The sequence below is a fragment of the Pseudomonas sp. YQ_5 genome (assembly GCF_043103305.1).
Lineage (GTDB): Bacteria > Pseudomonadota > Gammaproteobacteria > Pseudomonadales > Pseudomonadaceae > Aquipseudomonas > Aquipseudomonas putida_Y.
Genome location: NZ_JBICJS010000055.1, coordinates 100,038 through 120,313, shown reverse-complemented (window position 1 = coordinate 120,313; position 20,276 = coordinate 100,038). Strand labels below are relative to the sequence as shown.

The window sequence follows — 20,276 nt, the reverse complement described above, 5'->3', positions numbered from 1 at the left end:
ACATGCGGCTGTTGCTGGTTGAGGATGACATTGCACTGGGGGAGGGGATCTGCGACGGCTTACGCCAGGAGGGGTACACCCTCGACTGGTTGTGTGACGGTGTCAGCGGCTTGCATGCGCTGCAACACGAGACCTTCGACCTGCTGATCCTGGATCTTGGATTGCCCCGTATGGATGGCATCGAGCTACTCAGGCGATTACGCGCCGGCGGCGACAGCTTGCCGGTGCTGATCCTCACCGCGCGGGATGCTCTCGATGATCGCATTGCCGGCCTGGATGCCGGCGCCGATGATTACCTGGTCAAGCCTTTCGACCTCAACGAGCTCAAGGCGCGCTTGCGCGCCTTGCTGCGGCGCAGCGTCGGGCGCGCCAAGGTGCTGATCGAGCATGCCGGGGTCAGCCTGGACCCAGCCACCCAGCAAGTGCACTACAATGGCGTCGAAGTTGTGCTCACCCCCAAAGAGTATGTGCTGTTGCATGAATTGCTGGCACATCCCGGCAAGGTATTCACGCGTGAACGCCTGACTCAACTGCTGTATGGCTGGGATGAAGAGCCGGAGAGCAACACGCTGGAGGTGAACATCTACCACCTGCGCAAGAAACTGTTCAACGGCCTGATTCGCACGGTGCGCGGCATTGGCTATCTGGTCGAGGTCAAGGCATGAGCTCGCTACGCCAGCGTACGCTGTGGCGTGTGATGCTCTTGCTGCTACTCGGCACCGGCCTGCTCGCGCTCTATAACTACCATGACAGCAGCCACGAAATTAACGAGGTGTATGACGCGCACCTGGCCCAGAATGCGCGTTTGCTGCAAGGTGTAATGAGCATGCCGGTACAAGAGGGCTCGCGTGAGGCGCTGTATCAGGCCTTCAACGATGCCTTGGGCAAAGCGGGGCGGCACCAGGTGGGCCACCCTTACGAAAGCAAGCTGGCGTTCCAGGTCTGGGGTGAAGGCATGGCATTGCTGGTACATACACCCAGTGCGCCGTCAATTGACCCACCACCCACTGCTCCAGGGTTCTACGACTTTTCCAGTGGTGGTGAACAATGGCGCGGTTTCGTTTTGCCGGTGCCGGAAAAACACTGGCTTATCTGGGTGGGTGAGCGTGATGATGTGCGCTACGACCTGATCGACCGCATCGTTCGCCACACGCTGTTCCCGTTCCTGCTTGGCAGCCTGGCATTGGCACTGTTGGTGTGGGCTGCGATCGGCTGGGGGCTACGGCCACTGCAGAACATGGCCAATGTCATCCGCAGGCGCCATGCCGATTCGCTGGAGCCGCTGCAACTGGTACCGCTTCCCACTGAACTGGAGCCCATGCAGGCGGCCATCAATCGCCTGCTGGCGCAGATCGACGATCTGCTGCGACGTGAACATCGCTTCATTGCCGATGCTGCCCACGAAATGCGTACGCCTCTGGCCGTACTGCGGCTGCACGCGCAGAACGCGCTGGCCGCCAGCAATGATGCCGAGCGCGAGAAAGCCCTGGGCTTTCTTGTGGGCGGGGTCGATCGGCTGACACGGGTGGTCAACCAGTTGCTGACATTGGCCCGCGTTGAGCCAAAACTGGGGCAGCGAGCCAGCACCCGGGTCGACCTTGCCGAGGTCGTCACCGAAACCCTGGCTGAACTGGCGCCATGGATACTGGACCGTGGCCTGGAACCTTCGCTGGACATCGACGAAGGGGACCACCACCTGCAGATCGACGCTGGCGCGCTGGGCATTGCGCTACAGAACCTTGTGTCCAACGCGGTAGAACACTCACCGCCTGGTGGGCGCATAGCCGTGTCACTGCGGCGCCTGGACAGCAGCGTCGAACTGGTCGTCGAGGATGAAGGGACGGGTATCGATGAGGAGAGCCTGTCCCGTGTATTCGAACGCTTTTATAGCCGCAATAGCCCAAATGGTGCTGGCCTCGGGCTCTCCATCGTCGCGACCATCATCGGCCGCATGGGTGGGCAGGTACGTCTTGAAAACAGATCGGCTGGCGGGCTGGCCGCTACCCTGTCGTTTCCACTGTCTTGAACCGAGGTTGCTTCAGATTGATCGCTGATTGACCCGCTCAGATAGCTGCTCGGCGCTTTCCTTGCGTTCTGAATATCGGTCCACCAGGAATGCCTGACGGTCGCGTAGCAGGACGGTGAACTTCACCAGCTCCTCCATGACATCAACCACCCGATCGTAGTAGGGCGAAGGCTTCATCCGTCCGGCGTCGTCGAACTCCAGATAAGCCTTGGGAACCGAAGACTGGTTCGGGATGGTGAACATCCGCATCCAGCGGCCCAGCACGCGCAACTGGTTGACCACGTTGAACGACTGCGAGCCGCCGCACACCTGCATCACGGCCAGGGTCTTGCCTTGGGTGGGACGCAGCGCACCCAGCGCCAAGGGAATCCAGTCAATCTGTGCCTTGAACACCGCCGACATCGCCCCATGGCGCTCCGGCGAGCACCACACCTGGCCTTCTGACCACTGCACCAGGTCACGCAGCTCCTGCACTTTGGGATGCTCCACGGGTACATCGTCAGGCAGCGGCAGGCCCGACGGGTCGAAGGTGCGGGTTTCGGCACCGAGGTGCTCCAGTAGGCGTGCGGCTTCTTCTACCAGCAAGCGACTGAAGGAGCGTTCTCGGGTAGACCCGTACAGCAGCAGGATACGTGGTTTGTGTTCGCTGGTCGGGGTTGCCGAAGGCGGCAGGTCGAACAGCGTGAGGTCGAGGTTAGGCAGTTGCTCGGACATGTATTTTTCCTGTTCAAAGCGAGCCGATGCGATCCAGCGCGTGCTTGAGCTGCGCGCGGTCGAGTTGATCGAACGGCAGTGCGAAGAAGGCCTGGCAGCGAGATTCGATGCGGGCCAGTGTGGCGCGGAAAGCCGCATCGACCGAAGCTTCGTCACCCACGACATCGGACGGGTCTTCCAGCCCCCAATGCGACTTCAGCGCAGGGCCGAAATACACCGGGCAGGCTTCGCCCGCGGCCTTGTCGCAGACGGTGATGACGATGTCTGGCGGGTTGCCCTCGAACGCATCGTTGCCTTTGCTGCTCAGGCCCTTGGTCGAGATATTGGCCTGCTGCAACGTGCTCAGGCTGCGTGGCAACACCTGGCCCTTGGGGAAGCTGCCAGAGCTGACTGCCTCGAAACCGGGCGGTGCCAGGTGGTTGAACATTGCTTCGGAAAGGATGCTGCGGCAGCTGTTGGCCGTGCACATGAACAGGACTCGCATGGAGGGCTCCTCCGCTGGGTGGCGAACGTCAGAGGCTTAGGCGCAGTGCCAGAGCAGAAAGGGTGATCAGCAAAACCGGTACCGTGAGCAGCAGGCCGACCTTGAAGTAGTAACCCCAGGTGATGCGCATGCCTTTACGCGCCAGCACATGCAGCCAAAGCAGCGTGGCGAGGCTGCCGATCGGGGTGATCTTCGGGCCAAGGTCGCAGCCGATGACATTGGCGTAGATCATCGCCTCACGTACCAGGCCGTCTGCGCCGCTGGCCTGGATCGACAATGCGCCAATCAGCACGCTGGGCATGTTGTTCATGACTGAGGACAGCAGCGCGGAGATCAACCCGGTGCCAATGGCCGCGCTCCACAGTCCCTGCCCGGCAAGCCAGTCCAGCAGATGGGTGAGCATGTCCGTAAGGCCGGCGTTCTTCAGGCCGTACACCACCAGATACATGCCCAGAGAAAAGATCACCACCTGCCACGGCGCTTCCCGCAGCACACGACGGGTTGAGATGCGGTGACCGCGAGCGGCCACGGCAAAGAGGATTGCGGCGCAGACGGCGGCCACCGCACTGATCGGGACGCCCAGAGGTTCCAGTACGAACAGGCCTGCAAGCAACACCAGCAGCACCCACCAACCGACTTTGAAGGTGGCGTGGTCATGAATTGCCTCGCTCGGCGCCTTCAGCGCATCGAGCGCGTACTGCTTGGGGATATCACGACGGAAAAACAGAAAAAGCACCAGCAGGGTGGTCGCCACGCTGGCGATATTCACCGGCACCATCACCGATGCGTATTCGGCGAAGCCCAGGCCGAAGTAGTCGGCCGAGACGATGTTGACCAGGTTGGAGACCACCAGCGGCAGGCTTGCCGTGTCGGCAATGAAGCCTGCTGCCATGACAAAGGCCAGTGTCGCAGCAGGTGAGAAGCGCAGCGCGAGCAGCATCGACATGACGATGGGGGTGAGGATCAGCGCCGCACCGTCGTTGGCGAACAGGGCCGATACAGCGGCGCCGAGCAGTACGCAGAAGGCGAACAGGCGGTAGCCGCCGCCGTTTGCCCAGCGCGCCACATGCAATGCGGCCCATTCGAAGAAACCTGCCTCATCCAGCAGCAAGCTGATGATGATGATCGCGATGAACGTGGCGGTGGCGTTCCAGACAATGGCCCATACGGCAGGGATGTCATGCAGCGAAACTACGCCTGTAGCCAGGGCAATGAGGGCGCCTAGCGCGGCGCTCCAGCCAACCCCGAGCCCCCTGGGCTGCCAGATGACCAATATGAGGGTGAACACAAAGACAGCAATGGCGGGCAGCATGAATATCTCGCTTGGTGATGATCAGCAGCAGGCCGAATCACGAACGGGGCGGCCGTCCATGTTCTTCAGCCGAAGGGCGTTGTCTGCCAGCCATTGCGAATTGGCTTGCAAGGTGACCTGCAGCATCTCGTGAACCCAGGAAGGCAGCTCCGGATTCAAGCGGTAATACACCCACTGGCCCTGACGGCGGTCCAGCAGCATGCCATTGCTGCGCAGTTGTGCCAGATGGCGACTGATCTTGGGCTGGCTGTCGTCCAGCGCGCACATCAGTTCGCAGACGCACAGTTCGCCCAGGCTGGCGATAAGCAGGGTGGCGCGAGCGCGGGTTTCGTCAGAGAGGCTCTTGAAGACATCGGGCGGAGTGATCATGGGGGCGCCTGAACATATGGAAAACCGAATATACGTATTACCATATGTACAGGCAAGCATTCTTGGGCGTGGGCACATGCAGCCCAGCATGGCCATGGCCCCTCCGGTCGACAAAAGCAGGGTTTTGGCAGGCTTCAGGCCCTGACGGCAATGCAGGGTGTATAGTGCCTGCTCGGGTGACTGTCGTTCAGTGGCTCATAACCGAGAGGCCAACATGTCCCAGACGTACCCCAACGCGGCCCAAAAAGCCCATGTGCGCATCTGCGAGCAGGTCGAGGCCTTCCTTCAGCATGGCGGCCGCATTCAGCAGGTAGCGATCGGTGTCACCGGTTACTCTGAAGGTGTCTCCAGGGCGCAATGGAAAAAAGGGCGCACTGCAAAGCCTTGAGAATGCCGGCACCCGCCGTGAAACGTTCCTTTCAGGTAATGGTTCACGGCTTGTGCATTCGCGAAGCGGAGTACGGGGTGGTCATGAAAGCTGAGCCTTGCCTCGGAACCGGAACGCGATCAGAAACCTTCCAGAACAATCTTGCCGCGTGCTTTCCCGCTCTCGATCAAGGCGTGAGCGCGTTTGAGGTGCTCGGCGTTGATGGTGCCGTAGTGCTCGCCGAGGGTAGTCTTGAGTACCCCATCATCCACCAGCTGTGAAATGCGATCGAGTAGTTGATGCTGCTTGATCATGTCCTCGGTCTGGTACAGCGAACGGGTGAACATGAGCTCCCAGTGCAGGGAAAGGGATTTGCGCTTGAGCGGCATGACATCCAGTTGTGCCGGGTCGTCGATCAGCGCGAGCTTGCCTTGTGGACGAAGCACTTCGACCAGTTGGGGGAGGTAGGTGTCGGTATGGGTCAGGCTGATTACATGATCGACCGGGTTCAGCTTCAGCGCTTCCAGTTGATGGGGGATCGGTTTGGTGTGATCGATGACATGATGCGCCCCCAGCTCCTTGACCCAGGCTTGGGTTTCAGGCCTTGAAGCGGTGCCGATGACAACCAGCTGTGTGAGTTTGCTGGCGAGCTGGACCAGGATCGAGCCCACCCCGCCGGCGGCTCCGATCACCAGAAGGCTTTGGCCCTGGCCCCCGTTTTCCTCAATACCCAGGCGGTCGAACAGTAGCTCCCATGCAGTGATGGAAGTAAGGGGCAGGGCTGCGGCACTGGCGTTGTCCAGGCTGCGGGGCTTGCGTCCGACGATACGCTCGTCCACCACATGGCGCTCACTGTAGCTGCCAGCACGGTCGATGGCACCGGCGTAGAAAACCTCATCGCCAGGTTGGAACAACGTGACCTCTGGCCCAACCTCGCGAACAACGCCAACCGCATCCCAGCCGAGAACCTGTGGTTGCTCACCGCCGCGGCTCGCGCGGATTTTCGTGTCGACCGGGTTGACAGCAATGGCCTTTACCTCGACCAGCAGATCCCGGGCTCCCGGCTTGGGTTCGGGCAACTGCGCGTCATACAACGACTGCGGGTCCTGGATCGGCAAACCGGGTTGGGTGTAAACGACAGCCTTCATTGGCGCAACCTCTTGGGTAGGGGAAAAGTGAGCTCAGGCTAGTCGTTTCGATTAAGGCGATAAACTGGCCAAATAGCGCAAGACTTTCCCTCCTTCAGTGAAAATGGTGTGAGGCGCTCGTTACCAAGTGTAAGCGCCTCACGCGCAACCGTCAGCTGGCGCTGTACCGCGGTGCAAGCTGGTTGCTGGATAATTGGCCGAACAAGGCCTGGCGGGCAGCTTCGTATTGGTCGAAGGCTTGCAGATCTTGCATTGACGGCAAGGAGATCAGCACCCCGTTGTCGAAGTCCTGCAGCGCACCGTCCACCAAGTCCTGGGCCGACATCACGATGCCGGGGTCGAGGTTTTCGACCGGTAAGCCGCCGATTTGCCAGAAATCAGTGGCGGTGGCCCCGGGCAGTACCGCCTGCACCTGCACCCCCTTGCCCGTCAGCTCCTTGTTCAAGGACTGGGTGAACGCAGTGACGTACGCCTTGCTGCCGCCGTAGACGCCGTTGAGCAGTTCTGGCGCCAGGCTGACGATGGATGAGATATTGATGATCGCCCCCCGCTCACGCGCCACAAAACCGGGTACAGCCGCATAGGTCAGGCGGGTGAGGGCGGTCACGTTCAGGCTGATCATTTCGGCCATGCGCTCGACATCGCTTTCCAGCAGGCTGGTATGGGTGCCGATGCCGGCGTTGTTCACCAGCATGCTGATGCTGGCATCTTCGCGCAGTTTGCGTTCTACCTTGGCAAGGTCATCTGTATTGGCCAGGTCGGCCGGGAACACTTCCACATTCTGCTGGGTTTCGGTGGTGAGCCGGCCCGCCAATGCGTTAAGGCGTTCCCGGTTGCGGGCCACCAGTACCAAGTCATAACCGCGGCGTGCCAACTGCTCTGCGTAGAGCGAACCGATGCCGGTGGAAGCGCCGGTGACAAGCGCGGTGCCTTTGAATGCCTGTGCCATGGTGATACTCCGTTGCTTTGAGTGGGTGGAGCCATGATGCAGAAGACGGTTATTGTCTTAAAGGACGTATATGGTAGTGTTTCAGGACATTGCTAAGTGGGGTTCAACCATGCACCGGGTTGGCTATTTGTTAACCGAAGGCTTTCAGATCATGTCCCTGGCAACGCAAACCGTGTTCGAGTTTGCCAACATCGTCGCCGGCAAAGCGGTTTACAGGCTCGAGAACTTTTCTGTCGGTGGCGGCACGGTGCGCTCCTCGTTGGGGATGTCTGTCGAGACGCTGCCTCTGGCCGCCCCTGGTCTGGCTGACACCTGGATGGTGACGGGTACGCTGACGCCGTTGACACCGCCTGGTGAAGAGGTGCTGGCCAGCGTGCGGGGCTTCGTCGACGCTGCGCGGCGCACTGCGGGTCTTTGCACCGGCTGTTTCGTACTGGCACAGGCCGGGGTGCTGGATGGGCGGCGTGCTACAACCCACTGGGCCTACGCGAACAAGTTGCGTGAGTTGCACCCGGAAATCGACGTCGAGGAAGACCGGATCTTCATCGTCGATGGGTCGATATGGACGTCCGCCGGCATGACCGCCGCCCTGGACATGGCCCTGGGCATGGTGGAAAAGGATCTGGGCAACGAGATAGCCAGGTCGGTGGCGCACAAGATGGTCATGCATCAACGCCGTTCTGGTGGGCAGTCGCAACACTCCGAACTGTTGTCGCTGTCGCCCAGGACTGACCGTATCCAGAGCGCGCTGGATTACGCGCGCGGTCACCTCAGCCGCCCATTGAGCGTGGAAGAGCTGGCCCAGGTGGCGCACCTGAGCCCTCGGCAGTTCACCCGTGTATTCACTGCCGAGACCGGGCAATCACCCGCCAAGGCCATCGAGGGCCTGCGGCTCGAGGCTGCCCGGCTGATGATCGAGCAGAGCCGGCACAGCCTGGAGGTGGTGGCCAAGGAAACCGGGTTCAGGGACCGCCGGCACATGCGCGAGGTGTTCATCCGTGGGTTTGGCGTCCCTCCTCAGGCGGTGCGAAGGGATGCTCGGCAAGTGTGACCTGCGCTTTCGTTGAAGCGCTTTTATTCTTGCGCCATCCCCTCAGGTTCATGACGCACAACACAAGCTGCAGCACAATCAAAGCCCAGGCCTGGGCATGCCACCCCCAGACTGACCACAGTATGTTGCTGGCGATAAAACAGCAGAAGCCCACCATGCGCCGTCCTGGACGGTGCGACCCGATGCACCAGGCTGCCACCACCGTGACCAGCATGGCCGGCCACTCCAGCAAGTCGATCCAGCTCTCCATCGAAGCGAGTCCCAAACATTAACCCATGGCGCCAGGCTGGGTCGATCGTGCCCGACCTGGCCTGGCGCCTTTGATTCACGCGGCCCGTTGCTCACCCTTCAGCAGTTTTTTCTGGGCTTGCATGGCGAGCCCCAGCTCGTCCAGTCGGTCTTTTCCGAGCAGCTTTTTCGCGGTGGGGAAGAGCTCTTCTTCCTCTTCCTCAATGTGGCACCGAGGCCCGCGTCAGCAGGCCCCGGCAGCACGTTCACAGAATAGGTTTGCCCCCTGTCACGGCGTAGCGCGAACCCGAGATGTAGCTGGCTTCATCGGACCCCAGCAAGACATAGATTGGCGCCACCTCGACAGGTTGACCCGGCCGCCCCATCGGGTAACCGGAACCGAAATTTCTCACCGCCTCATCAGGCATGGTGGCCGGTATCAGCGGTGTCCAGATCGGGCCGGGTGCGACGCTATTGACGCGAATGCCCTGCTTGCCCAGCAATTGCGCAAGGCCTGCAGTGAAATTGGCAATGGCCCCTTTGGTGGCCGCATAGGCCAACAAGCTGGGTGACGGGTCGTCAGAGTTGACCGAGCTGGTGTTGATGATCGAGCCGCCTTTTGGCATCGAGGGCAAAGCGCGTTGGCAAATGCGGAAAATGGCGGTGATGTTGGTATCGAAGGTCTTTACCCATTCATCGTCGTCAATGTCGTCCAGGCTTTCATGGGCCATCTGGAACGCGGCATTGTTGACCAGGATATCGATGCGACCAAACTGCGCCAAGGTCTTGTCGACGATGTCATGGCAATGCTGTTTCTGTGCCAGGTCGCCGGGCAGCAGCAGGCACTGGCGGCCAGCCGCTTTGACCCAGCGCGCGGTTTCCTGCGCATCGTCGTGTTCATTTAGATAGGCAATGGCAACGTCAGCGCCTTCCCGGGCATAGGCAATCGCTACCGCACGGCCGATGCCGCTGTCAGCACCGGTTATCAAGGCGATCTTGCCTGCGAGGCGATTGTTGCCGGTGTAGCTCTGCTCACCGCAGTCCGGATACGGATCCATCTTGCGCTGGGAACCGGGAACGCTTTGCGGTTGGGATGGGAATGGAGGGGTAGGGTAGTCGCTCATGCTGGAAGCTCCTGCAGGGTTGGAACGCTCATTCCCGTTCGAAAGGCGCGCCAGGCCAGTGTTGAAGTGGATCTTCGTGCTGAGCGACGAGCGGTTGGTGCACCCACTTCCAGTGAATTTTTACCCTCCGCCTGGCTCTACCGCTGACGGGACTTGCTGGCATGGGTGAGGCCCACGTTATCAAGGAGCCTGCAGTGCCTCGAATCATCACGCCTTCCACGCCGGAACATGAGATCGATCAGACGAACGAGAGGATGTTCGGTACGCCCAAGGAGCGGCTGGATTTCTATCGACGCGAAATTCAGTATGAGACCACCATCCTGGCCAACCGTACCGACGCTTATCTTGCGGCCCAGTCGTTCCTGGTGATCGCCTACGTGTCATCGATGGGTAACCTGAACCAAAGCTGGGGCGAAATGTTCACCCTGATGGTCCCGGCTTTTCTCGCACTGCTCGGCGTGCTCAGTACACTGAACGCCTGGCCTGGCATCCGCGCGGCCTTCCGGATTATCGAGCACTGGCAGATGAAGCAGAGCCACCTGCTGCGCAGCGAGCCGATGATGGGCCTGGCCTATGACGAGTCGCCGCTGTTCTGCGAGGCCGAGACCTCTCAGGCAGGGCACCGTAAATCGCTGCTGTTTTCCTTGCGCACGCCCTGGATTTTCCTGTGCTTCTGGGTTTTGCTGGGCAGCTATTCGGTTTTCATCCAGCTGGCGTGATCAGCGCGAGCTGGTCGGTGCCATGGGCGACCAGCACGCGCTGAAGAGAATCAGGCCCAGCCTGCCAATGCCTTGATCAACTGCTCATTGAAGGCGGGGATGTCATCCGGCTGGCGGCTGGTGATGAGGTTGCCATCGACCACCACTGGTTTATCCAGCCACGTACCGCCCGCATTACGAATGTCATCTTGCAAGGTTTTGTAGCTGGTCATTCGCTTGCCTTTGGCCAACCCGCTCGATATCAGCAACCACGCGCCATGGCAGATGACCGCCAGCGGCTTGCCGGCCGCATCGTGGCTTTTAACCAGCTTCTGCGCGCCGGGAATCAAGCGAATCGTGTCCGAATTCTGCACACCGCCGGGCAGCACCAGGGCATCGTAGAGATCAAGCTGCGCACTGTCGAAAGTCGCATCCACGCTGAACGCGTCGGCGGGTTCGTCATGGTTCCAGCCACGTACCGTGCCTTCTTTCTCGCTCAGGATATCGACCACTGCGCCGCTGTTTTCCAACGCTTCACGCGGGCCGGTCAGTTCCACCTGTTCAAAGCCATCGGTGACCAGAAAGGCCACGCGCTTGCCGTTCAATTGTGCACTCATCATTCTCTCCTCGTGCTGATAGGCCTTTCATAAGGGCCTGCAAACAGCGAGCAAAGTTCCTGCTCGATGCTTGGCGGTATGGGGAGAACAGGCTAACGGTTGCGCACGGTATCCAATGCAGGCGACCAGACCGTATGACCGCAACGTGAACACGCCAGGGTGTCGTGAGGCTCATGGTAGGCCGGAAAACCGCAGTCCACGCAGCAATGCAGCCCGGCGCCGGGCGGTGATCTGTACTCTGGGCGATGCTCGAACGGCAGCACTGAGAGGCCGGGACGTGTGTCTTGCTGGTTGTAGAAATACAAACTGAGGTCGCCATCGGTTTCCAGAAGGCCCAGTCGAACCTGGCCCAGGTGCTCGACACCTTGCTGGCGTAGCTCCATGAACAGCTCATTCGGTGAAATGTTCATGTGACGCAGCGAATGGATTTCGTACATGCCATCTTTCACTACCGTGACTGGCAGCCCGTCGATCCAGGCCTCGCAGGTTCTGTTTCGCCTCATGAGGTAGACCGTTCCTCGGTAAAGCATGAACAGTGTGAGGAAAACCAAGGCCACCGGCAGCAGCGGTACATCTTCATAAAAGGTTACATCGCCGGCTGCTGAGCCTAGAGTGAGAATGACCACGAGCTCGAACCGGGACAGCTGTCTGATACCGCGCCGACCACTGAATTTCAGAAAAAAGAACACGGCCAGGAAGGCCGCAGAAACACGAACAGCAACTTCCAGCAGAAAGGTAAAAGGGAAGTCGCCTATCAGCATCCGTTGCAGATCAAACGAAACCATTCGTTCCACCCTTCCTTCTGCCGTTGTCAGATAAAGGGTTGACCCCTCTCGCTCAGAGCTGGTTCATCGACTTTGCCTGGAACTCTCCGCGCGCGTCACCAAGGAATCGGCGTGCCATCCCACGCCCAGAACGTTCCGCTCTGCGCCGGGCCGTGACGGCTCACAAGTGCCAGGATGCAGGTAGCGGCAAACGCGGGCGAGAACAGTTTGTCCGGCGCCACGTTGCCCTGAAAGGGGCGGGAAAGCTGGGTGTCGGTGGTTCCGGGATGCAATGCAAGTACCGTTGAAGCGGGGTTCAGCCGCTTCAGCTCGATGCTTGCAGTGCGCAGAAGCTGGTTGAGCGCGGCTTTGCTGGCACGGTAGCTGTACCAGCCACCCAGGTGATTGTCGCCGATCGACCCGACTCGCGCGGACAAGGCGACGAAGGCCATCGGTTGCCGACGCAGCAGCGGCAGCAAATGCTTGAGCAGCAGAACAGGGGCGAAACAGTTGGTTGTGAAAGTGCTCAGCAACCCCGCCATATCAAGCTGGTTCAGCGCTTTTTCAGCCCGTGCCGGGCCTTCTTGCAGCACGCCAAGCGTGCTGAAGACCAGGTTCAGCTGGTCGCAGCAGGCGCCCACCTGTGCTGCCAGAGTGTGCAGTGCCTGCTCGGATCGGGCGTCGCAGTCGAGGCGAACCAACCGTCGTCCGTGCTCTGTGAACAAGGTATCCAGCGCAGGGCTGGTGGTGGCTCGTCGCGAAACGGCGAACACCAGCCCGATGTCATCGCGCGCCAGCAACTGCGTGCACAATGCCAGGCCAATCCCTTCACTGGCCCCGCAGACCAGCACGTTGGCGGGTGTGTGAAGGTCGTTTATCAGGCTCATCAGAGTGTCCTCTTGGCTGGGCGCTGGCGCCTCGTCCTGTGATGCCTGCCAACGTTCTTGCACCTGGCAGGGGTGAGCTCACAGCAGGATATAGTCGCTGTACTGCCGTAAGCCGTCATGGGGCCCTTCGATCAAGTGCACGTAACGGTCGTTCACCCAGTCGATCGGCAGGCAATCGTCGACGTCCAGTACCGCGTCGGTATGCGGCTTGAGCCAGTCTGCCTGCAGGCGCTGTTTGCCCAGTTGCCTGGCCTCGGCCTTGTCCTTCGCCACCACTAGCAGGTAGCGGTGTGCCTCGCCAAACACCCTGGGCTCGTAGCCTCCAAGGTTGATGAAGAACAGCCTGGGATCGTGTGGGCCAGGCGCTACTTGGCTGAACGCGACGCGGTAGCGGTCAATACCGTCGACTTCCATCCATGCGTCGATGTGCAGGCCCGTTCGGCTCCCGAACCAGGCTTGGCGCATATGTGGGTAGGCCTGTTCAAGTGAGTCCGCCTGCGCGAACACCACGTCGTGGACCTCGATATTGGCCCGTGGGTGGCGTCCACCGAGCATGACGACGTACAGCATGAGCAATTCCTTCTATCTCGACTTTCATGGGTGTTCGATAACGGGGCGCGAGGCTTGCAGAAATATGCATGCTGGGCATTAAAAACTATACATGGTTCGTCAAATATCTGTACAAGCGTCTACTATTGTATAGTATTTAGCAAAGTGCTCGAGGTCAGAATGGCGCACCCTGCACGTTGGACCTGTTTGTGCCTGCTGCTAGCCGCCATGTCGTCGGCGGCAGACTGGCGAGCGGAGCTGCCTGCGGCGCAACGGCTGGGCGCCGGTGATTTCACCTGGTTCGGCCTGCGGCTGTATACCGCCCGGTTATGGGCAGTTGGCCCGGTTCAGGGCTGGAACCAGCCGTTCGCCCTTGAGCTGCTCTATCACCGGTCATTGTCCAGGGACACGCTGGTCAAGGCCAGCCTCGAGGAAATGCAACGCCTGGATGGCGGAAGCATGACGGCACAGCAGCGCGCGGCATGGACCAGGGCGATAGAGCAGGCATTCGTGGACGTGAGCCCTGGCATGCGCATCACGGGCTTGTACCTGCCGGGGCAGGGTTGCCGCTTTTACGTCGACGGCAAACTGAGCCACGCGATCGACGATCCGGTGTTCGCCCGGGCCTTCTTCGCCATCTGGCTCGACCCGCGGGCCAGAGACCCCCAATTGCGTCAGCGGCTGCTTGGGCTGGCTGGCGATGACCGAGGAGCCTGAACATGTACAAAGCGCTGTTGCTGGCTGCCTGCCTGCTTCTGGGCAGTTGTGGCAATGTCGGTGTCGAGCACTATGCCCAGGAGCAGCCGAAGCTGGACCTGGCGGCATTCTTCTCGCGCCCGGTTCAGGCGTGGGGGATGTTCCAGAAGCGTTCCGGGGAGGTGGTCAAGCGCTTCCATGTGCGCATCGACAGCCGCCGCGAGGGTGAGCGGCTGATCCTCGACGAACATTTTCTCTATAGCGATGGTACGCGCCAGCAGCGGACCTGGACGCTGGTGCCGGACGGCCCCGGGCGCTGGCGGGGAACAGCGGGGGACGTGATCGGCGAGGCGCGTGGCGAAGTGGCGGGCAACGCGCTGCGATGGCGTTACCAACTGGACCTGCCGGTCGATGGGCGGCACTGGCAGGTAGACCTGGACGACTGGATGTACCTCATGGATGACGACACCCTGATCAACCGCTCGAGCATGAGCAAACTGGGCGTGGAGATTGGCCAGATAACCTTGTTCTTCCGCCGCCTGCCAGAGGGCACACCATGAACCTGAACGCGCTGACCCAGCTGGTTTCGACCGGCGAAGCCAAGGAACTTGAACTGCTGTCGCTGGAGGGAGGCTTCTACCTCCTGCGTGCCCTGACCGACGCCGGCCCCGTGACATTGAGCGATGCCCAGGGGCAGCCCGTGCGCGTGCGCTCCACGACCGAACTGCGGCAGTTGCTGGCCGACCTGCCGCCGGTGCCGTGCATGCTGGTGCAGCAGGTGGTGCACGATGAGATGTGCGGGCAGCGCGACGGCCCCATCGCGCCGCTGCGCGTACCGGTAACGCTCACCAGCCAGTGGTAGCCCGGACGATGCGCCTGGGCCTGGTGCTGGGTGACCAACTGTCGTTCGACCTGGCAAGCCTGGCGTCCCTTGACCCTGCTCGCGATGCGGTCCTGATGGCGGAAGTGGAGGGGGAGGCCCGATACGTACCGCATCATCCGCTGAAGATCGTTCTCATCTTCAGCGCCATGCGCCATTTTGCCCAGGCCCTGCGTGAACGGGGTTGGCAGGTGCACTATGTCAAGCTGGACGCCGAGGGTAACAGCGGCAGCATCGTGGGTGAGTTGCGTCGTTGGCAACAAACCTTGGGCGCCACCCACATCCACCTGACCGAGTGCGGGGAGTGGCGCCTGGAGCAGGCCTTGCGTGATGCCGCACTGCCGCTTGTGTGGTTTCGCGACACGCGTTTTCTGTGCTCCCGTGAAGCCTTCGGGCGCTGGGCCACAGAACGTCGCCAGCTGCGTATGGAGCACTTCTACCGTGGCATGCGCAAGCGGACCGGCCTGCTCATGGAGCCTGACGGCAGCCCGGCAGGTGGGGCCTGGAATTTCGATGGCGACAATCGCAAGCCATTGCCACGGCACCTGCGTGGCCCGTTCGCTGCGCATTTCGCGCAGGACGACATCACGGCAGCGGTGGTGGCCTTGGTGCGTCAGCGCTTCAGCGACCACTACGGGGGCGTCGACGGTTTCGACTACCCGGTGACCCACGCCGAGGCACAACAGTTGTGGCAGCATTTTCTGGATTTCGGCCTGGCGGCTTTCGGTGACTACCAGGACGCGATGGCCGAAGGCGAGCCGTACCTGTTTCATGCGCGCATCAGTGCGGCGCTCAATATCGGGCTTCTGGATGTGCGTCGTCTGTGCGACGACGTCGACAAAGCCTGGCGCGAGGGGCGGGTGCCGCTCAATGCAGCTGAAGGCTTCATTCGCCAGCTGATCGGCTGGCGTGAGTATGTGCGAGGCATCTATTGGCAGCGCATGCCGGCGTATGCCGGGCTCAATCACCTGAACAACGACCGGGCGCTGCCAGAATTCTACTGGACCGGGCGCACCCGCATGCGCTGCATGGCGCAAGCCATCGGGCAAACCCTGCGGTTGGGCTACGCTCACCATATTCAGCGGTTGATGGTTACCGGCAACTTCGCCCTGCTGGCCGGTATCGTGCCAACCGCGATTTGTGAGTGGTACCTGGCGGTCTACATGGATGCCTTCGAGTGGGTCGAACTGCCCAACACGCTTGGCATGGTGATGCACGCCGACGGCGGCTACCTGGGGTCCAAGCCGTACTGCGCCAGTGGTCGTTATATCCAGCGCATGTCCGATCATTGCAAGGCTTGCAGTTACAAGGTTGACCAGGTGACCGAAGAGGATGCCTGCCCGTTCAATGCCTTGTATTGGCATTTTCTCATTCGTCATCGCCCCCAGCTCTCGGCTAACCCGCGCCTGGCCCTGGTCTATCGCAGCCTCGATGGCATGCCCCCTGGCCGTCGCGATGCCGTGTGGCTACGTGGCCAGTCATTGTTGGCGCGGCTCGATGCGGGGCAGGCGTTATGAAAAAGAGCTTTCTGCCCAGCAAGGTTTGCGCGGTGTGTGGCCGGCCGTTCAACTGGCGCAAGCGTTGGGCACGTTGCTGGGAGCAGGTGCGCTACTGTTCCGAGCGATGCCGCCGGTCAGCGCCTCGCCGCGACCCGCACCAGCAGCGGCAAGGCCAAAGCCCATATCGGCATCAGTAGCAGGCCGGTTTCCAGCGCGCCCAATGGCAAGGTGACATCTGCCAGCCTGGCGCCGCCTACATAGGCCAGAGCGCCGCCAATCGCCCCCAGCAGTGCGCCGCTTCGCCAGTGCCTGCCGGCCCATGCCAGGCTGTGACGCATCCCACTGGCCAGCACCAACCACAGCAGCGCTAGCCACAACGGCAGGGGCCTGGCGTCGAAACTGAACACACCCAGTGCTCCCAGCGCGCTGTCGAGCACGCAGCCGATAAAGGTGACGCGCAACAGTGCCTTGACCTCGGCATTGATGTCCGGGCACAGGCGCAGGTGCACAGCCACGCCCGGAATCACCAGCAGCAACAGCAAGGGCCGCTCGGCGCCCAGCACGCAGACCCACCAGCCGGCTTGCAGCCAGAGGGCATTGCCGATCAGCCAGCGGCTGGGCATCAGGCACCGCCAGGCAAGGGCGCGCGGCGTGCCTGGGGCGCTGCCCAGAGCAGGTGTGCTACGCCAATGGCGCGCTCCTCGAAACCGCCTTGGCAGTAGCAAAGGTAAAACTCCCACAGGCGCTGGAACATGTCGTCGTAGCCAAGGTCCGTCAGCGCGGTGCGAGCCTGACGCAGGTTTTCGCGCCAGTGCCGCAGGGTGTGGGCATAGTCCAGGCCGAAATCTTCCATGTGCACAAGGTTAAGGCCAGTGTGCCGGCTGGCGGTGTCGAGCAACACGCTGAGCGAAGGCAGGGCGCCACCGGGGAAGATGTAGCGCTGGATAAAGTCGACCGAGCGCTGCGCCTGGGCATAGCGCTGGTCGCGGATGGTGATCGCCTGCAGTAGCATCAGGCCTTCAGGCTTGAGTCGCGAGGCACACTGGCGGAAATATACCGGCAGGTAGCGATGGCCAACCGCTTCGATCATCTCGATCGAAACCAGTTTGTCGAACGTGCCTTGAAGGTCGCGGTAGTCTTCGCGGAGCACTTGCACACGCTGCTCCAGCCCCAGGGCCTGAACGCGCTTCAGGGTATGGCTGTACTGCGCCTCGGAGAGCGTCGTGGTGGTGACCCTGCAGCCGTAACGGGTGGCTGCGTGGATAGCGAGGCTGCCCCAGCCGCTGCCTATTTCCAGCAGGTGATCGTCAGGGCTCAGCTCAAGTTTTTGGCAGATGCGCTCCAGCTTGTGCAACTGGGCCTGCTCCAGTGATTGGTCAGGGTGTTCGAACTGCGCAGCCGAATACATCATGGTGGGGTCCAGCAGCCGCTCGAACAGGGCATTGCCCAGGTCGTAGTGCGCCAGAATGTTGCGCCGGGCACCGCGCTTGTCGTTGCGGTTGAGCCGGTGCAGCAGGCGCAGGGCAGGGCGCCCCAAGCGGGCCAGGCCGCCCTCGAGCGCGTCGAGCACTTCAAGGTTGGCGACGAACAGGCGGGTCACCAGCGCCAGGTCGGGGCTGCGCCAATAGCCGTGAATGTAGGCTTCGCCCGCACCGATCGAGCCATTGCCGGCGATCAGGCTCCAGGTGGCGTCATCGAGGATTTCCACCTCGGCCTGCAACGGGCTGTCGGCATCACCGAAACTCCACTGCTGCCCGTGGCTGAGCAGGCGCAGGTGGCCGTGACGCAGCTTGCCCAACTGGGCGAGCACGGCGCTTCGTGCCAGCCCGCCGAGCAGTGGCGCAAGGCCTGCGAACTTGCTAACGCTCAGGGTGGGATTCGACATCATCAAGGTCCTCGCAAGGTTGGCCGAGTGCCAGGTCACCCTGGCAGGCGGTGTGGTCATGCACGGGCGTGCGTTTGAGTAACAGACGGAGCGCTTGCCAGTAGATGGCCGAGACGGTGCGCAGGCTCATCCACGGGAAGTTCAGGACATACCGACGCAGCGCGGTTCCATCCAGTGGCGTGCGGCGCAAGGCGAGGTCGGCTTCGAACACCTTTGTGCCGCCTTGCCAGTTCTGCATGTGAATGCGCACATGGTCCGCGTCCAGGAAAAAGCGCAGGCGATAGTCCATGTCCAGCGGCATGAACGGCGACACATGGAAGGCCTTGCCGACGCTGAAGGGCCTGGCAAGGTTGCCTTGCACCGGTAGCACGTAATGAAAGCGTTCACGCCAGGGCGTGTTGCGCACTTCCATCAGGATCGCGGTCAGGCACCCGTCGCGGTCATGGCAGAAATAGAAACTCACCGGGTTGAACGACAGCCCCCAGCAACGCAGTTGCGTGAGCAGCTGTACCCGGCCTTCGGGCAGGTGCCCCGTCGCCTGCCCGACCAGCAAGCGTGCAGCCTGGGCCAGCGATTCGCCTTGGCGGGTTAGGGCGGGCAGGTAGTCGGTCTCGCGCCAGCACAACGGCGCCAGGCGCCAGCGCCCCAGCCAGCGTGACAGGCCCATCAGCCAGGTTTGTTCGTCCAGGTCCAGGTAGAACATGCCGATCCGGTAGCGGAACGCGTGGGCCCGCGGCGTCAGCCGACGGTGGCTGATCCAGCCCAGGCAGAGGCTGCTGTTCACAGTTGCTCTCCGAAATGCGCGGCCACCTTCAGTGCGCTGACCACCCCGTCCTCATGAAAGCCATTGCCCCAGTAGGCGCCGCAGAAGTAACTGTGCTGCTGCCCCTGCAGTTGCTCCTGGCACGCCTGCGCGGCGGACGCGGCAACGCTGTACTGGGGATGGGCGTACTGGAAGCGGGCGATGACCTGCGCCGGGTCTATCAGTGCGGTCTGGTTGAGGCTCACGCAGAAGGTTGTCGGTGCCTGGATACCTTGCAGAATGTTCATGTTGTAGGTCAGCGCGGCAGGAGCCTGCTCTGGGCCGCCCAGGCGGTAGTTCCAGCTGGCCCAGGCGCGCTGGCGACGTGGCAGCAGCCGGGTGTCGGTGTGCAGCACCACGTCGTTGCTGGCGTAACCGATGGCGCCGAGTACGGCGCGCTCCTGATTGCTGGGGCTTTCCAGCAGTGCCAGGGCCTGATCGCTGTGGCAGGCGAACACCACATTGTCGAAGCGTTCGGTGCCGGCTGCGCTCACAAGGGTCACCCCACCTTCGTCGCGGCTGACCCGGTAAACCTTGCAGTTGAGGCGAATGCGCTCAGCGAACGGTCGGCACAGCGGCGCGACATAGCTGCGCGAGCCGCCTTTGATCACCCGCCACTGAGGGCGTTGGTTGACCGACAGCAAGCCGTGGTTGCGACAGAAGCGCACAAAGAACTCAAGCGGGAAGTGGAGCATGTCTGCGCGAGACATCGACCAGATCGCCGACCCCATCGGCACGATGTAATGATCGATGAAGCGCTGCCCATAGTGATTCGCCTGAAGGTAGGCGCCCAGCGTGGTGCTGGCATCGATACGCTGGCTGTCCAGGTCGGCCAGTGCCTGACGGTTGAAACGCAGAATGTCCCGGATCATCCCCCAGAACCCTGGGGACACCAGGTTGCTGCGTTGGGCGAACAGTGTGTTCACGTCGTGGCCGTTATATTCCAGGCCCGTGATCGGGTCATGCACGGAAAAGCTCATCTCGGTCGGCTGCGATGGCACCTGAAGCTGGTCGAGCAAGCGGATGAAGTGCGGGTACGTCCAGTCGTTGAAAACAATGAAACCGGTATCTATTGCATGGCGCTGGCCTTTCCAGACCACATCAAGGGTGTGTGTGTGCCCCCCAATCCATTGCTCGGCCTCGAAAACCGTGACTTCGTGCTTGCGTGACAGCAAATGGGCGCAGGTCAGCCCCGCGATGCCACTGCCGATGATTGCTATACGCATG

Annotated in this window: 26 protein-coding genes and 1 pseudogene; 10 read left to right on the top strand and 17 right to left on the bottom strand. The window is 61.6% G+C overall.

The genetic code is table 11. From position 1 onward, the window contains the following. Positions 1 to 2 precede the first annotated feature (2 nt). Positions 3 to 665 carry a response regulator gene (locus tag ACF8EA_RS13100; RefSeq protein WP_021782268.1) on the top strand — a complete coding sequence of 221 codons (663 nt, stop codon included), beginning with the start codon at positions 3 to 5 and terminating at the stop codon, positions 663 to 665. Then, positions 662 to 2,026, top strand: a complete 1,365-nt coding sequence (locus tag ACF8EA_RS13095; RefSeq protein ID WP_021782269.1) for an ATP-binding protein — start codon at positions 662 to 664, stop codon at positions 2,024 to 2,026. Before ACF8EA_RS13100 ends, ACF8EA_RS13095 begins: the two co-directional genes overlap by 4 nt. Before the next feature lie 12 nt (positions 2,027 to 2,038). Here ACF8EA_RS13095 and arsH read toward each other — a convergent pair whose 3' ends face one another. From arsH to ACF8EA_RS13075, 4 genes are read right to left on the bottom strand one after another with little or no spacing between them, the layout of a single operon-like run. Beyond that, positions 2,039 to 2,740, bottom strand: a complete 702-nt coding sequence (arsH, locus tag ACF8EA_RS13090; protein WP_103444544.1) for an arsenical resistance protein ArsH — start codon at positions 2,738 to 2,740, stop codon at positions 2,039 to 2,041. A gap of 13 nt (positions 2,741 to 2,753) precedes the next feature. Further along, a complete protein-coding gene (locus ACF8EA_RS13085) occupies positions 2,754 to 3,224 on the bottom strand; it encodes an arsenate reductase ArsC (RefSeq protein ID WP_021782271.1) in 471 nt (156 codons plus the stop codon). A 28-nt stretch (positions 3,225 to 3,252) separates the two neighbouring features. Further along, complete coding sequence (locus ACF8EA_RS13080) at positions 3,253 to 4,536, bottom strand: arsenic transporter (protein WP_392522245.1); 1,284 nt, start codon at positions 4,534 to 4,536, stop codon at positions 3,253 to 3,255. 21 nt (positions 4,537 to 4,557) lie between these two features. Continuing rightward, positions 4,558 to 4,905 (bottom strand): metalloregulator ArsR/SmtB family transcription factor, encoded by a 348-nt coding sequence (locus ACF8EA_RS13075; RefSeq protein WP_021782273.1) that lies wholly within the window; start codon positions 4,903 to 4,905, stop codon positions 4,558 to 4,560. Between the two features lie 214 nt (positions 4,906 to 5,119). Between ACF8EA_RS13075 and ACF8EA_RS13070 the strand changes: the two genes are divergently transcribed. Beyond that, positions 5,120 to 5,293 (top strand): hypothetical protein, encoded by a 174-nt coding sequence (locus ACF8EA_RS13070; RefSeq protein WP_021782274.1) that lies wholly within the window; start codon positions 5,120 to 5,122, stop codon positions 5,291 to 5,293. A 119-nt stretch (positions 5,294 to 5,412) separates the two neighbouring features. On the opposite strand, the gene ACF8EA_RS13065 is transcribed toward ACF8EA_RS13070, so the two are convergent. Together ACF8EA_RS13065 and ACF8EA_RS13060 are read right to left on the bottom strand one after the other, a co-directional pair. Further along, entirely contained in the window at positions 5,413 to 6,420 is a 1,008-nt protein-coding gene (locus ACF8EA_RS13065) for a zinc-binding alcohol dehydrogenase family protein (RefSeq protein ID WP_392522244.1), read from the bottom strand. 151 nt (positions 6,421 to 6,571) lie between these two features. Further along, entirely contained in the window at positions 6,572 to 7,369 is a 798-nt protein-coding gene (locus ACF8EA_RS13060) for an SDR family oxidoreductase (RefSeq protein WP_021782276.1), read from the bottom strand. 109 nt (positions 7,370 to 7,478) lie between these two features. Between ACF8EA_RS13060 and ACF8EA_RS13055 the strand changes: the two genes are divergently transcribed. Beyond that, positions 7,479 to 8,420, top strand: a complete 942-nt coding sequence (locus ACF8EA_RS13055) for a GlxA family transcriptional regulator (RefSeq protein WP_325950869.1) — start codon at positions 7,479 to 7,481, stop codon at positions 8,418 to 8,420. Here the strand turns inward: ACF8EA_RS13055 and ACF8EA_RS13050 are convergent. The 3 genes and pseudogenes from ACF8EA_RS13050 to ACF8EA_RS13040 form a co-directional block, all read right to left on the bottom strand. After that, a complete protein-coding gene (locus tag ACF8EA_RS13050; protein ID WP_223271121.1) occupies positions 8,362 to 8,619 on the bottom strand; it encodes a hypothetical protein in 258 nt (85 codons plus the stop codon). The two genes, ACF8EA_RS13055 and ACF8EA_RS13050, sit on opposite strands and share 59 nt — an antisense overlap. A 126-nt stretch (positions 8,620 to 8,745) precedes the next feature. Next, positions 8,746 to 8,877: pseudogene (locus tag ACF8EA_RS13045) on the bottom strand (hemerythrin domain-containing protein); the annotation flags it as partial. Positions 8,878 to 8,914: 37 nt separating this feature from the next. Continuing rightward, positions 8,915 to 9,772 carry an SDR family oxidoreductase gene (locus ACF8EA_RS13040; RefSeq protein WP_392522242.1) on the bottom strand — a complete coding sequence of 286 codons (858 nt, stop codon included), beginning with the start codon at positions 9,770 to 9,772 and terminating at the stop codon, positions 8,915 to 8,917. Between the two features lie 194 nt (positions 9,773 to 9,966). Between ACF8EA_RS13040 and ACF8EA_RS13035 the strand changes: the two genes are divergently transcribed. After that, the gene (locus ACF8EA_RS13035) at positions 9,967 to 10,491 is read left to right on the top strand and encodes a hypothetical protein (protein WP_003254017.1); all 525 of its coding nucleotides are present in this window, start codon (positions 9,967 to 9,969) and stop codon (positions 10,489 to 10,491) included. Positions 10,492 to 10,541: 50 nt separating this feature from the next. Here the strand turns inward: ACF8EA_RS13035 and ACF8EA_RS13030 are convergent, their stop codons facing one another. The 4 genes from ACF8EA_RS13030 to ACF8EA_RS13015 form a co-directional block, all read right to left on the bottom strand. Beyond that, positions 10,542 to 11,087 (bottom strand): type 1 glutamine amidotransferase domain-containing protein, encoded by a 546-nt coding sequence (locus ACF8EA_RS13030; RefSeq protein WP_392522241.1) that lies wholly within the window; start codon positions 11,085 to 11,087, stop codon positions 10,542 to 10,544. Between the two features lie 92 nt (positions 11,088 to 11,179). Then, positions 11,180 to 11,872, bottom strand: coding sequence for a DUF421 domain-containing protein (locus ACF8EA_RS13025; protein WP_392522240.1), 693 nt, complete (start codon positions 11,870 to 11,872; stop codon positions 11,180 to 11,182). A gap of 95 nt (positions 11,873 to 11,967) precedes the next feature. Then, positions 11,968 to 12,738: an SDR family NAD(P)-dependent oxidoreductase gene (locus tag ACF8EA_RS13020; RefSeq protein WP_392522239.1), complete on the bottom strand. Its 771-nt coding sequence runs from the start codon at positions 12,736 to 12,738 to the stop codon at positions 11,968 to 11,970. Between the two features lie 78 nt (positions 12,739 to 12,816). Then, positions 12,817 to 13,308, bottom strand: a complete 492-nt coding sequence (locus tag ACF8EA_RS13015; protein ID WP_392522237.1) for a DUF1543 domain-containing protein — start codon at positions 13,306 to 13,308, stop codon at positions 12,817 to 12,819. A gap of 159 nt (positions 13,309 to 13,467) precedes the next feature. Between ACF8EA_RS13015 and ACF8EA_RS13010 the strand changes: the two genes are divergently transcribed. Genes ACF8EA_RS13010 through ACF8EA_RS12990 form a run of 5 tightly spaced genes read left to right on the top strand, consistent with a single transcriptional unit; the run spans position 13,468 to position 16,559 of the window. Continuing rightward, complete coding sequence (locus ACF8EA_RS13010; RefSeq protein ID WP_392522235.1) at positions 13,468 to 14,004, top strand: chalcone isomerase family protein; 537 nt, start codon at positions 13,468 to 13,470, stop codon at positions 14,002 to 14,004. A gap of 2 nt (positions 14,005 to 14,006) precedes the next feature. Beyond that, entirely contained in the window at positions 14,007 to 14,543 is a 537-nt protein-coding gene (locus ACF8EA_RS13005) for a DUF3833 domain-containing protein (protein WP_019751189.1), read from the top strand. Next, positions 14,540 to 14,845 (top strand): DUF6482 family protein, encoded by a 306-nt coding sequence (locus tag ACF8EA_RS13000; RefSeq protein WP_021782287.1) that lies wholly within the window; start codon positions 14,540 to 14,542, stop codon positions 14,843 to 14,845. The genes ACF8EA_RS13005 and ACF8EA_RS13000 overlap by 4 nt, the downstream gene beginning before the upstream one ends. 8 nt (positions 14,846 to 14,853) lie before the next feature. Further along, positions 14,854 to 16,380 carry a cryptochrome/photolyase family protein gene (locus tag ACF8EA_RS12995; RefSeq protein ID WP_392522233.1) on the top strand — a complete coding sequence of 509 codons (1,527 nt, stop codon included), beginning with the start codon at positions 14,854 to 14,856 and terminating at the stop codon, positions 16,378 to 16,380. Further along, positions 16,377 to 16,559 (top strand): DUF2256 domain-containing protein, encoded by a 183-nt coding sequence (locus ACF8EA_RS12990; RefSeq protein WP_392522231.1) that lies wholly within the window; start codon positions 16,377 to 16,379, stop codon positions 16,557 to 16,559. The genes ACF8EA_RS12995 and ACF8EA_RS12990 overlap by 4 nt, the downstream gene beginning before the upstream one ends. Here the strand turns inward: ACF8EA_RS12990 and ACF8EA_RS12985 are convergent. The 4 genes from ACF8EA_RS12985 to ACF8EA_RS12970 are packed head-to-tail and all read right to left on the bottom strand — an operon-like array spanning position 16,497 to position 20,275. Beyond that, positions 16,497 to 16,985, bottom strand: coding sequence for a DUF2878 domain-containing protein (locus ACF8EA_RS12985; RefSeq protein ID WP_392522230.1), 489 nt, complete (start codon positions 16,983 to 16,985; stop codon positions 16,497 to 16,499). The genes ACF8EA_RS12990 and ACF8EA_RS12985 overlap by 63 nt on opposite strands. After that, the gene (locus tag ACF8EA_RS12980; RefSeq protein ID WP_392522228.1) at positions 16,985 to 18,247 is read right to left on the bottom strand and encodes a class I SAM-dependent methyltransferase; all 1,263 of its coding nucleotides are present in this window, start codon (positions 18,245 to 18,247) and stop codon (positions 16,985 to 16,987) included. The genes ACF8EA_RS12985 and ACF8EA_RS12980 overlap by 1 nt, the downstream gene beginning before the upstream one ends. Next, the gene (locus ACF8EA_RS12975) at positions 18,222 to 19,031 is read right to left on the bottom strand and encodes a DUF1365 domain-containing protein (RefSeq protein ID WP_392522227.1); all 810 of its coding nucleotides are present in this window, start codon (positions 19,029 to 19,031) and stop codon (positions 18,222 to 18,224) included. The genes ACF8EA_RS12980 and ACF8EA_RS12975 overlap by 26 nt, the downstream gene beginning before the upstream one ends. Then, complete coding sequence (locus ACF8EA_RS12970; protein WP_392522225.1) at positions 19,028 to 20,275, bottom strand: NAD(P)/FAD-dependent oxidoreductase; 1,248 nt, start codon at positions 20,273 to 20,275, stop codon at positions 19,028 to 19,030. Before ACF8EA_RS12970 ends, ACF8EA_RS12975 begins: the two co-directional genes overlap by 4 nt. Position 20,276 lies beyond the last annotated feature (1 nt).